Origin of the sequence: Phenylobacterium sp. (assembly GCF_020253645.1) — a bacterium.
GTDB lineage: Bacteria > Pseudomonadota > Alphaproteobacteria > Caulobacterales > Caulobacteraceae > Phenylobacterium.
Genome location: NZ_JADCBG010000196.1, coordinates 1 through 11,342 on the forward strand (window position 1 = coordinate 1; position 11,342 = coordinate 11,342).

At 68.3% G+C, this 11,342-nt stretch carries 9 protein-coding genes and 2 pseudogenes; 5 read left to right on the plus strand and 6 right to left on the minus strand.

Features of this window, described 5'->3' with window-relative positions:
• The coding region (dctP, locus tag INE98_RS12950; protein WP_293539379.1) for a TRAP transporter substrate-binding protein DctP at positions 1-363 on the minus strand (363 nt) is incomplete at its 3' end.
• A 94-nt stretch (positions 364-457) separates the two neighbouring features.
• Here dctP and INE98_RS12955 point away from each other — a divergent pair.
• A complete protein-coding gene (locus INE98_RS12955; protein ID WP_293539381.1) occupies positions 458-1,123 on the plus strand; it encodes an MBL fold metallo-hydrolase in 666 nt (221 codons plus the stop codon).
• Between the two features lie 198 nt (positions 1,124-1,321).
• Here INE98_RS12955 and INE98_RS12960 read toward each other — a convergent pair whose 3' ends face one another.
• The 3 genes from INE98_RS12960 to efp all read right to left on the minus strand — a co-directional run bounded on the left by INE98_RS12960 (position 1,322) and on the right by efp (position 3,854).
• Positions 1,322-2,005, minus strand: coding sequence for a hypothetical protein (locus tag INE98_RS12960; protein ID WP_293539382.1), 684 nt, complete (start codon positions 2,003-2,005; stop codon positions 1,322-1,324).
• Positions 2,006-2,083: 78 nt separating this feature from the next.
• Positions 2,084-3,262, minus strand: a complete 1,179-nt coding sequence (locus tag INE98_RS12965; protein WP_293539384.1) for an NAD(P)/FAD-dependent oxidoreductase — start codon at positions 3,260-3,262, stop codon at positions 2,084-2,086.
• 25 nt (positions 3,263-3,287) lie between these two features.
• A complete protein-coding gene (gene efp, locus INE98_RS12970; RefSeq protein ID WP_293539386.1) occupies positions 3,288-3,854 on the minus strand; it encodes an elongation factor P in 567 nt (188 codons plus the stop codon).
• Between the two features lie 128 nt (positions 3,855-3,982).
• Here efp and epmA point away from each other — a divergent pair, with 128 nt between their 5' ends.
• Together epmA and INE98_RS12980 are read left to right on the plus strand one after the other, a co-directional pair.
• Positions 3,983-5,044 carry an EF-P lysine aminoacylase EpmA gene (gene epmA, locus INE98_RS12975; RefSeq protein WP_293539387.1) on the plus strand — a complete coding sequence of 354 codons (1,062 nt, stop codon included), beginning with the start codon at positions 3,983-3,985 and terminating at the stop codon, positions 5,042-5,044.
• On the plus strand, positions 5,041-6,078 hold the full coding sequence (locus tag INE98_RS12980) for a lysine-2,3-aminomutase-like protein (protein WP_293539389.1): 1,038 nt from the start codon (positions 5,041-5,043) through the stop codon (positions 6,076-6,078). Before epmA ends, INE98_RS12980 begins: the two co-directional genes overlap by 4 nt.
• 7 nt (positions 6,079-6,085) lie before the next feature.
• On the opposite strand, the gene INE98_RS12985 is transcribed toward INE98_RS12980, so the two are convergent.
• Positions 6,086-6,526, minus strand: coding sequence for a VOC family protein (locus INE98_RS12985; protein WP_293539391.1), 441 nt, complete (start codon positions 6,524-6,526; stop codon positions 6,086-6,088).
• 220 nt (positions 6,527-6,746) lie between these two features.
• Here INE98_RS12985 and INE98_RS12990 point away from each other — a divergent pair, with 220 nt between their 5' ends.
• Together INE98_RS12990 and INE98_RS12995 are read left to right on the plus strand one after the other, a co-directional pair.
• Entirely contained in the window at positions 6,747-7,847 is a 1,101-nt protein-coding gene (locus INE98_RS12990; protein ID WP_293539393.1) for an efflux RND transporter periplasmic adaptor subunit, read from the plus strand.
• Positions 7,844-11,116, plus strand: a pseudogene (locus tag INE98_RS12995) (efflux RND transporter permease subunit). The gene INE98_RS12990 and the pseudogene INE98_RS12995 overlap by 4 nt, the downstream one beginning before the upstream one ends.
• 4 nt (positions 11,117-11,120) lie before the next feature.
• Here INE98_RS12995 and INE98_RS13000 read toward each other — a convergent pair.
• Positions 11,121-11,342: pseudogene (locus INE98_RS13000) on the minus strand (metal ABC transporter permease); the annotation flags it as partial.

Genomic DNA, 11,342 nt, shown 5'->3' on the forward strand with positions numbered 1-11,342 from the left:
CGCGGCGTCGCGCCACAGATAGGGCGCTTCGATGACCGACAAGGCAGGCAGCAATGCCGCAAGCGCTCCGGCCCCGTCGGTCGTGATCTGCAAAGCGCCTGCCGAAACCGCTTCCATCATGTCGCGGCCCGAACCGAGCTGGCCGTTCGGGAACGACTGGATATCGATGCGCCCCGACGTTTTCTCGCGGACTTCGGCCGCGATGCGGTCGATCATCTGGACCTGCGGATGGGTGGGCGCCAGCATCTCGCCCCAGCGGACGGCGGTGGCTTGCGCGCGCGGAATGGCGGGCGCGGCCAGGACGGCGGCGCCCCGGGCCCCGAGGGCCTCGAGAAGGGACGTCAGGACCTCTTCGACGGGCAACATGACGTCGGTCTAGCCCCAGCTGCGAAGGGGGCCAAGGGCTGCACCCGGCGCCCGCCCTTGCAAATCGTCGCCCCGCGTCGAAGATAGGGACATGAGCCAGCCGCCCATCCGCGCCGTCATCGCGCCCGTCACCCCGCTTCAGCAGAACTGCACCATCGTCTGGTGCGCCAAGACCCTGAAGGCGGCGGTGATCGATCCTGGCGGCGAGGTCCAGCGCCTGATGGGAGGCCTCGCCCAACATGGCCTGACGCTGGAGAAGATCTGGATCACCCACGGCCACCTGGACCACGCCGGGGCCACGGCGGAGCTCAAGGCCCTGACCGGGGCGATCATCGAGGGGCCGCACCGGGATGACGCCCCCCTGATCGCCGGCATCCCGGAGTCCGGCGCCCGCTACGGCATGCCCGACGCCCGGTCCTTCGAGCCGGACCGCTGGCTGGACGACGGCGACCGGGTGACCCTGGGCGAGACCGAGTTCGAGGTCTTCCACTGCCCCGGCCATACCCCCGGGCATGTGGTCTTCTTCCATCGCGAGGCCCGCTTCGCCCAGGTCGGGGACGTCCTGTTCCAGGGCTCCATCGGCCGCACGGACTTCCCGGGCGGCAGCTATCCGCAGCTGATCGCCGCCATTACGGGGAAGCTCTGGCCCCTGGGCGAGGATGTGGCCTTCGTGCCCGGCCACGGCCCCATGTCCACCTTCGGCCGCGAGCGCCAGACCAACCCCTTCGTCTCCGACGAGGCCCTGGCGGAGGGCTAGGGGCCTCCCCTGCCCCCTCGCCGGGCTTCGCCTTGGGGGAGCAATTAAGTTATTGGAATTCCTCCACCTCTTGAGGGGGAGGTGGACCGCGAAGCGGGCCGGAGGGGGTCTGCCGAGAGGCCATTGACCCCCTCAGTCGGCCTTGCCGACAGCTCCTCATTGGAGGAGCCATTGAGAGCCGCTCCCGCCGGGTTCGGATCAGCCCGGGAGCGTCGCCGGGCCTGTCTTCAGGGGTGGGAGCGACGAGGACGGACGCGAGGCGAGGGCGTTGGACCTCTCCCCGCGGAAGCGCATCAACTCCGAGAATATGAGGCCCACCGCCGGCGCCATGGCCACGGCCTGGGCCTTTCGGTCGCCACCGAAAAGGACCTGGGCCGTGTAGGCCCGGCGTGCGCGAACAGTCTCCTCCGCCAGGAAGGGATAGAAGGAGGGCGGGACCGCCGCTCCTGGGGATGCGAAGTTCGCCCTGAAGAGCGCATCGAAGCGGGTCACGGCGTGGTCCATCACGGTGCAGCGCATCAGGAGGGCGCGGCTTCGCACGGACGGGACGGCCTCGTACACATTGAAGCAATTCTGAAGGCGAGCCGTTAGCCCCGACATCCCTTCCTGCTCAAAGTGCACGAAGAACTCGTAGGCGAGGACCCGGGTCAGCTCCTCGGTGGGAGGCGGATAGACCTTCTGCTGGGTGTTGCGCGAGACCGCCCATTCGGGGCCCGTTGTCCCGGGGGTCTCACCCATTCTTTCCCACAGGGCGGGAAGCGGCCGCGGCGCATGCTGGGCGATCCGGTAGGGAAGGTTGGCGCCGGCCACGACCCCGATGGCCAGACCGACCAGCAGCGGGACCCCCAGGACGAGGGCGATGGCAAGGTTGTCTCGGCTCAAGGCGAACTCCCGGCGCGACGGCGCGTCACAGGGGCCCTGGGTAGACCCCTCCTGCGCCAATTCCGGACGCAACCGCCTCTAGACCGCCTGCCCCGCCGCCCAGCCGCTGGCCCAGGCCCACTGGAAGTTGTAGCCGCCGAGCCAGCCGGTGACGTCCACCGCCTCGCCGATGATGTGCAGGCCGGGCACGGCGCGGGCCTCGAAGGTGCGGCTATCCAGCTCGCGGGTGTCGACCCCGCCCAGCATGACCTCGGCGGTCCTGTAGCCCTCGGTGCCGGCGGGGCGGAAGGTCCAGGCGTTCACCGAAGCCGCAAGGCGGGACAGGGCGGCATCGTTGCAGTCCCCCAGCCGGGGCGGCGAACCGGCGCCCTCGGCCAGGGTGCGGGCGAGGCGGGCCGGCAGGAGGTCCGACAGGAAGGCGCCCGGCGACTGGCGACCGGCCCTGCCGCGCTCGACCTTGAGCCGAGCCAGAAGGTCGACACCGGGCGCGAGGTCGACCTCCACCGCTTCACCTTCCCGCCAGTAGGACGAGGCCTGGAGGACGGCGGGTCCCGAGAGGCCGCGGTGGGTGAAAAGGAGGGACTCGTCGAAGGCGGTTCCCCCGGCCATCACCCGCGCCGGGGTCGACACGCCGGCCAGGGGCGAGAGGCGCTCCAGCATGTCAGGCGCGAGAGTGAAGGGCACGAGGCCCGCCCGGGGCTCGACCAGGGCGAGGCCGAATCCCCGGGCGACGTCGAGGGCGTAGCCGGTGGCGCCCATCTTCGGGATCGACTTGCCCCCGGTGGCCAGCACCACCCGGGCGGCGGTGATCTCCCCGGAGTCCAGGGTGAGACGAAAGCCGGCCTCAAGACGGACGAGATCGCGCACGGGCGTGGAAAGGCGGAGTTCCGCGCCGGCTTCCGTCATGCGGCGGACCAGCAGGTCGACCACCTGCCGCGCCGAGCCCTCGAGGAAGAGCTGGCCCAGGGTGCGCTCACGCCAGGCAATCCCGGCGCGATCGAGCAGGGCGATGAAGTCCGCCGGCGTGTAGCGGCTGAGGGCCGAGATGCAGAAGCGGGGATTGTCCGACAGGAAGCGGGAGGGATGGACCCCGAGGTTGGTGAAGTTGCACCGGCCGCCGCCGGAGATGCGGATCTTTTCCCCCGGCGCCCGGGCGTGGTCCAGCACGAGCACCCGACGCCCGCGCAAGGCGACCTCGGCGGCGCACATCATGCCCGCCGCGCCAGCCCCGATCACGACGACGTCGAAACCTTCCATGTCGGCGGGGCCCGGCGCGCGCGCCTCAGTCCTTGGCGCGTTCCTGGTAGGAGCCGTCCTCGGTCAGGATCACCACCCGGGTGCCCGCGGCGATGTAGGGCGGCACCATGATCCGCGCACCGTTCGACAGGATGGCGGGCTTGTAGGACGAGGATGCGGTCTGGTTCTTCACCGCCGGCTCGGTCTCGGTGATCTCGAAGGTCACCGTGCGCGGCAGTTCCAGGGCGATGGGCACGCCCTCGTGGGTGGAGAGGGTCACGGTCATGCCGTCCTGCAGCCACTGGGCGGAATCGCCGACCACGTCCTCACCGGCGACGACCTGCTCGTAGCTCTCGGGGTTCATGAAGTGGAAGCCCTCGCCGTCCTGGTAGAGGAAGGTGTAGGGGCGGTCGTCCACGAAGGCGCGCTCGACCTGCTCGGTCGTGCGCCAGCGCTCGGACACCTTCACGCCATCGGAAATGCGGCGCATGTTGAGCTGGGTGACGGGCGTGCCCTTGCCGGGATGGATGTTCTCGGCGGTCAGGACGACATAGAGTTTGCCGTCCATGTCGACGACGGCGCCCTTGCGAAGCGAACTTGCGGCGACCTTCACGTGATTGTTCCTCGAGCCTATAGGAGCCGGCCGAAGCGCGGCGATGGCGCGGACCTAACCCATCGCCGCCCGCTTCGCCAGTCACCGTTGAGCGGCGAGCAGCCGCAGCCACCCTTCCGGAGCCCCGCGTGAGCCCTGCCCCTCCGTCCCTCTCCCCCTGGTGGAGCCCGGACCGCCGCGCAGACCGTCGCCCCCGGCTGGAGGCCCGCGGGCGGATCAAGCGGGCCATCCGCGACTGGTTCGAAGCTCGCGGCTTCACCGAGGTGGAGGCCGCCGCCCTGCAGGTCTCGCCAGGCAATGAGGCCCACCTGCACGCCTTCGCCACCGAGGCCCTGAGCCTTCAGGGCGGCGCTTCGCCTCTCTATTTGCATACCTCGCCGGAATTCGCCTGCAAGAAGCTGCTGGCCTCGGGCGAGACGAGGATCTTCGACTTCGCCCGGGTCTTCCGGAACCGGGAACGCGGCCCCCTTCACCATCCCGAGTTCACCATGCTGGAGTGGTATCGGGCTGGAGAAGACTGGAAGGTCCTGATGGACGACTGCGCCGCTCTTCTGGCCCTGGCGGCCGAGGCGGCGGGGACGACGTCCCTGACCTGGCGGGACCGGACATGCGATCCCTTCGCCGAGCCGCAGCGGCTGACCCTGGCCCAGGCCTTCCAGGACCGGGCCGGCATCGACCTCCTCGCCACCCTGTATCCGGACGGAGCCGGGGACGGGCCCGCGCTGTCGGAGGCTACGAGGAAGGCCGGCATCCGCGTGGCCCCGGACGACACCTGGAGCGACGTCTTCAGCCGAGTGCTGGTGGAGCGCATCGAGCCGACCCTCGGGGATGTCCGGCCCACCCTGCTTTGCGAGTACCCCGCCCCGGAGGCGGCCCTGGCCCGCCGGTGCGCCCATGATCCCCGGGTTTCGGAGCGTTTCGAGCTCTATGCCTGCGGGGTGGAGCTGGCCAACGCCTTCGGCGAACTGACCGATCCCGCCGAACAGAGGCGCCGGCTCGAGGCCGAAATGGACGAGAAGGCGCGGATCTACGGCGAGCGCTATCCCCTGGACGAGGACTTCCTGGCGGCCCTGGCGCTCATGCCACAGGCCTCCGGCGCCGCCCTGGGCTTCGACCGGCTGGTCATGCTGGCCACCGGCGCCCGGACGATCGAAGATGTCCTCTGGACCCCTGTGACGAAGGCGCAATGAACCGGACCCTCCGCACCCCGGCCGACCTGGCCGCCGCCGGACTGGTGGACGAGGCGGCCGTCGCCGCCCTGGAGCCCGTGTCGCGCCGCTACGCCATTGCAGTGACGCCCGCGGTGGCCGCCCTGATCGACCCGGCCGATCCCGTCGACCCCATTGGCCTGCAGTACCTGCCAGATCCGGCCGAGCTGACACTGTCGGCGGGGGAGGATCCCGATCCGATCGGCGACGCCGTCCGCTCGCCGGTGAAGGGGATCGTGCACCGCTACCCGGATCGCCTTCTGCTGACGGCCACCCACGCCTGCGCCGTCTACTGCCGGTTCTGCTTCCGCCGGGAGGCGGTCGGGCCCGGAGGCGCCGGCGGCCTGACCCCCGATGAGCTTGACGCCGCCCTCGCCTACATCGCCGGGCGCCCCGAGGTGTGGGAAGTGATCCTGACCGGCGGCGATCCGCTGATCCTGTCGCCCCGGCGGCTGAAGGACCTGGTCACGCGGCTTGCGGACATCCCTCACCTCCGGATCCTGCGGGTCCACACCCGCCTGCCGGTGGCGGATCCCGCCCGGGTGAGTGCGGCGCTCGTCCGGGCCCTGTCCGGATCGCGCCTGACCCTGGCGGTCGGCGTGCATGTGAATCACCCGCGCGAGTTGACGCCCGAGGCGGACGCCGCCCTCGCCAGATTGGGCCGCGCCGGAGCCCAGCTTCTGAGCCAGACCGTGCTCCTGAAGGGCGTCAACGATCGAATCGAGGTTCTGGGCGAACTGATGCGCGCGCTGGTCGAACGGGGTGTGCGACCCTACTACCTGCACCATCCGGACCCTGCTCCGGGGACCTCCCGATTCCAGGTGTCGATCGAGGAGGGACAGGCCCTGGTCCGCGGTCTGCGGGGGCGCTATTCAGGTCTTTGCCAGCCGACCTATGTGCTCGACATCCCCGGCGGGTTCGGGAAGGTTCCCGCCGGTCCCGGCTGGCTCGAACCTGGCCCTGATGGCCTGACGGCGACAGACCCCTGGGGCGGTCGCCATGACCTAGACCGATAGCGTGAGTTCACCACGCCCCGACGTTGGGCAGAGAGGCCCAGGGCTCGGAAGGCGCCAGGGCGGCTCCGGCCTGAAGCAGTTCCACGGAAATGCCGTCCGGTGACCGGACGAAGGCCATCCGGCCGTCCCGGGGCGGGCGGCTGATCGTGACGCCCCCCGCCTGCAGTCGCTCGCAGACGGCGTAGATGTCATCGACGGCGTAAGCCAGATGGCCGAAATTGCGGCCTCCCTGATAATCTTCCGGGTCCCAGTTGTAGGTCAGCTCGACCATCGGCGCCCGACGCTCGCGGGCAAGCTCGCGGTCCCCGGGCGCACAGAGAAAGACCAGGGTGAAACGTCCCTGGGGGCTTTCGCTACGGGAGACCTCCTCGAGTCCCAGAAGGTCACAGTAGAACCGGAGGGAAGCCTCCAGGTCCCGGACCCGGACCATGGTGTGCAGGTAGCGCATGTCGATTCTCCGCTTCTGAGGGCCCGGCCGAACCCAGCAGGGCTGCCTGAAAGACACGTCCGGGAAGGATCTTCCGCACTGCAGCAATCCTATCCGCGAATTCATTTGTCTGGCTGGTTGTCTGCCATCATTAGCAGGCAGCGCCAACAGGCGCCGCAAAGCGGACCCGTCGACCCGAACACGGGCGACCCCCGCACGGCTTCACGCTTCGGGGATGAGAATGCGTCTGACGTCCGCCCATAAGTTCGCGATCGGCATCGTCGTGCTGGTGGTTCTGGTGTTCACGGCCGGGACCCTTTTGCACAACGCCAGGATGGGTCGGGAGACCGCCGCCGAGGAGACAAAGGCGGCCACGCCCGAGACCGGTGACCAGCCCCAGGTCCAGGTGTCCTTGACGCCTGAAGGCATTCATCCCTACAGCGTCCGGGTCCGTGGCCGGACAGAGGCCGCCAGGACAGTCAGCGTCCGGTCCGAGACAGCCGGGATCGTTGCGGCGACCCCGGCGATGGAAGGCGCGTTTGTGAAGCGCGGAACGGTTCTCTGTCGCCTGAATGTGGATGCCCGGGAGGCCAGTCTGGCGCAGGCGCGCGCCGCGGTCCGCTCTCGTGAACTCACACGCCAGGCGACCGAGGAACTTGCCGCAAGGGGCTACCGGTCGCCGACCCAGGTGCTTCAGGACCAGGCGAACCTCGACAGTGCGAGGGCGGCTCTTCGACAGGCGGAGATCGCCCTCGAGCAGACCAATATCCGGGCGCCCTTTGATGGCGTCTTCGATCGCAGGGACGCCGAAGTGGGCAGCTACCTGGCTCCGGGCCAGCCCTGCGGGACCCTGATCGAGCTGAACCCCCTGTTGGTGGTGGCGGACCTGCCGGAGACCGAGGCCGGGAAGTTCAAGGTCGGCGCCGAGGCGGTGGCCACCCTGGTCACCGGGGAGACCCTCACCGGAACGGTCCGCTACATTGCGCGGGACGCAGACCCGCAGACCCGGACCTACCGGGTGGAGATCTCAGCGGCGAACCCGCGCCTGATCGCGCGGTCAGGGCTCAGCGCCGATGTCCGGGTCAGCGCGGGAGAGGGTCCCGCACACCTGATCCAGGTCTCCAGCCTGGTCCTCGACTCCGCGGGCCGGCAGGGTGTGCGCTATGTCGATGACGGAAACGTTGTCCGTTTCGCACCCCTGACCCTCATCGAGGAGACGGCGGCAGGCGCCTGGGTGGCGGGCCTGAAGGGCGCCGTGCGGATCATCACGGTCGGCCAGTCCTATGTCGCCGAGGGACAGAAGGTCGTCGCGACTCCGGCCCGCGGCGGAGGTGCGTCATGATCGGAGCGCTGATCGAAGGCGCGATCAAGCGCAGGAAGGTCGTCCTCGGCGTCACCCTGATCGCGTCCATTTTTGGACTGATCGCCTACAACACCATGCCGCGGGAGGCGAACCCGAACATCGATCTGCCCTTTGTGGCGATCATCGTCCCCTACCCCGGCGTCAGCCCGGAGGACTCCGAAAGGCTTCTGGTCAGACCTCTGGAGACAAACCTCCAGTCTATCGAGGGCGTCAGGCAGATGAACGCCATCGCCAGGCAGGGCTCGGCCTTCGTGACCCTCGAGTTCGAACCCGACTTCGACAAGGACCGGGCTCTGGAGTAGGTGCGCGCCAAGGTGGACCTGGCGCGCGGGCGCTTCCCGCCGGATGCGGAAGAGGCGATTGTCCAGGAGGCGAACTTCACCGACCAGCCGGTGATCGGCATCGTCCTGTCCGGGGCGGCCCCGGAGCGGGAGTTCGTCAGGATCACGAACGCCCTCAGGGATCGTCTGGAAAGCCTGCCCGGCGTTCTGCAGGCGGACATCTCGGGCGCGCGCGAGGAATTCCTGGAGGTCACCGTCGATCCTGTTCGCATGGAGACCTACAGGGTCACTTCCGGCGAACTGGCCCAGGTGATCGCCCGGAACAACCAGCTCGTCCCAGCCGGGGACATGCTCTCCGGATCCGGCCGGTTCGCCGTCAAGGTGCCCGGCGTCATCGAGAAGCCGGAAGACATCCTGTCCCTGCCCATCAAGCGGAACGGCGACCGGCTGGTGACCGTAGGCGACATCGGGGATGTCCGCCGCACCTTCAAGGATCCGACCTTCATCGCCCGCTACAACGGCGAGGCCGCCTATTCGGTCCTGGTTTCCAAACGGGCCGGGGCCAATGTCCTGGATACGGTCAAGGCCGTCCGCCAGACCGTGGAGGCCGAGAGCAAGGCATGGCCCTCGACCGTGAAGGTCGACTACACCTTCGATGAGTCCGAGTTCATCGAGCGGACCCTCCTGATCCTGGAAGGCGGCCTGTTGTCGGCGACCCTGCTGGTGATGGTGATCATCGTCGCCAGCCTGGGGGTGCGACAGGGGCTCATGGTCGGGATGGCGATCCCGGCCTGCTTCGCGATCGCCTTCATGATGCTGAACGCCATCGACGTCACACTGAACCAGATGGTCATGTTCGGCCTCGTTCTGGCTGTGGGCATACTGGTCGACGGCGGCATCGTGGTGGTCGAATACGCCGAGCGGAAGATGGCTGAGGGCATGAGCAAGCTCGAGGCCTTCTCGGTCGCTGGAACGAGGATGTTTTGGCCGGTCCTCAACGGGACGCTCACGACCCTCTGCGCCTTCGTCCCCTTCATGTTCTGGAACTCGATCCCCGGGAAGTTCATGAGCTTCCTGCCCCTGACGCTGTTCTTTGTTCTGGGGGCCTCGATCTTCATCGCCTTGATCTTCACTCCCGCCCTCGGCTCCATCTTTGCGAAGGAACGGAAGGCGGATGCCGAGGAACTGGCCGAACTCGAGAAGTCAGAACGGGGCGATCCCAAGGAAATGAAGGGGTTCATGGGCTGGTACGCCCGGACCCTGGACTATCTGTCGCACCATCCTTTCCGAGTGCTCGCCGCCACCTTCGCGATCGTCATCGGCATTCTCGTCTGGTTCGCGAGCACGCCGCACCGGGTCGAGTTCTTCCTGGATGAGGACCCCGAAAGCGTACAGGTCTATGTGAAGGCCCGGGGAAACCTGAACGCCCAGGCGCAGGACGACCTGGTGCGCCAGGTCGAGGCGCGGGTCCTGGGTATGGAGGGAGTGCGGGCGCTCTATGTCCGGAGCGGCAACACCCCGGGATCCTCCTTTGGCGGCGGCAGGTTCGGGGCTCCGAACGACACCATCGGGACGATGGAGGTGGAGTTCCTGAAGTATGAGGACCGTGTCCGCCTTGGATTGAAGGGCGGCGAACTGGCGGCCGAAGTGCGCCGGAGGGTCGCTGACATCCCCGGCATCGAGACCGAAGTCCGTGAACCGGAAGCGGGCCCGCCGACCGGGAAGGCGATCCAGGTCGAGCTCCGCAGCAACAACCCCGCAGCCATCAACGCGGCGGCGGACCTGATCAAGGCGAAGCTGAGCCAGGACCCGCAGATCATCGAACTGGAAGATAACCGCACCTCTCCCGGGATCGAATGGAACCTGGCCGTGGACCGTGAAGCCGCAGGGCGGTTCGGCGTTGACGTCCTGACCGTCGGGCAGGCGATCCAGTACACGACCACAGGCGTTCTCGTAGGCCGGTTCCGACCGGACGATGCGGAGGACGAGCTGGACATCCGGGTCCGGTTCACACCCGACGGGCGCAACATGGACGCCCTGGATTCGCTCAAGATCGGCACGCCCTTCGGCCCGGTCCCTGCAAGTTACTTCGTCGACCGCCAGCCCGCCCAGCAGGTCACCCAGATCCAGCGCCGGGACGGACAGAGGCTCGTGGTCATCCAGGCCAACGTGTCCGAAGGGGTCGCGGCCAATCAGAAGATCGCGGAACTCCGGCCGTGGCTGGAGACCGCGCCCTTGGATACTTCCGTGAAGTGGAAATTCACCGGCGCAGACGAGGAGGGCCGGGCCGCCGTGCTGTTCTTCATCACTGCGATCTTCGCCGCCCTCTTCATGATGATGATCATCCTGTTGTGGCAGTTCAACAGCTTCTGGGGCGTGGCCGTCACCCTCTTTGCGGTGCTGCTGTCCACTGTCGGCGTTCTTCTCGGGGTGGTGGTCAATGTCGCCGGCACATTCAACTACATCTCGGTCATCATGATGGGCACGGGCGTGGTGGCCCTCGCGGGGGTGGTTGTCGGGCACAACATCGTCCTGGTGGACAGCTTCTACCAGCTGCGGAGGGCCGGGTACTCCGCGCACGAAGCGGCGGTCCGGTCGGCGGCCCAGCGGTTCCGTCCTGTCATGCTGACGACGCTGGTGACAGTCGTCGGGCTTCTGCCCTTGATGTTCCAGTTTCACCCGAATTTCCACAACCTGGTCCTGGAGTATCAGGCGCCGGGGTCGGGCCAGTGGGTGCAGCTGTCGGCGGCCGTGGTCTGGGGGCTGTCCTTCGCCACCCTCCTGACGCTGATCCTCACCCCGGTGATGCTGGCCATGCCAAATGTGATGGCGGAGAGGTTCGTCACCGTGTTCGACGCCATCCGGCGTCGCGTCGGCCTGCGGGCGCGGAGGCGGGCCTATGAAGGGGTCCGGATCCCGCAAGGCGGCCCGGAGACGCCCGCGCCCGCGCCCGCGCCCGCGGAGTGAGCGGCTAGGCGTCCCGGGTCTGGCGGCGCCACAGGGCGGCGTACTCGCCGTCCAGCGCCAGCAGATCTGTGTGGGCGCCGCGTTCGACGATCCGCCCCTGGCGCAGGACGAGGATCTCGTCGGCGTCGACAACGGTGGAGAGCCTGTGGGCGACGACCAGCGTCGTGCGGTTCCGGCGAACCTTTCTCAGCGTCTCCTGGATCGCCGCCTCGAGATCGGAAGAGCA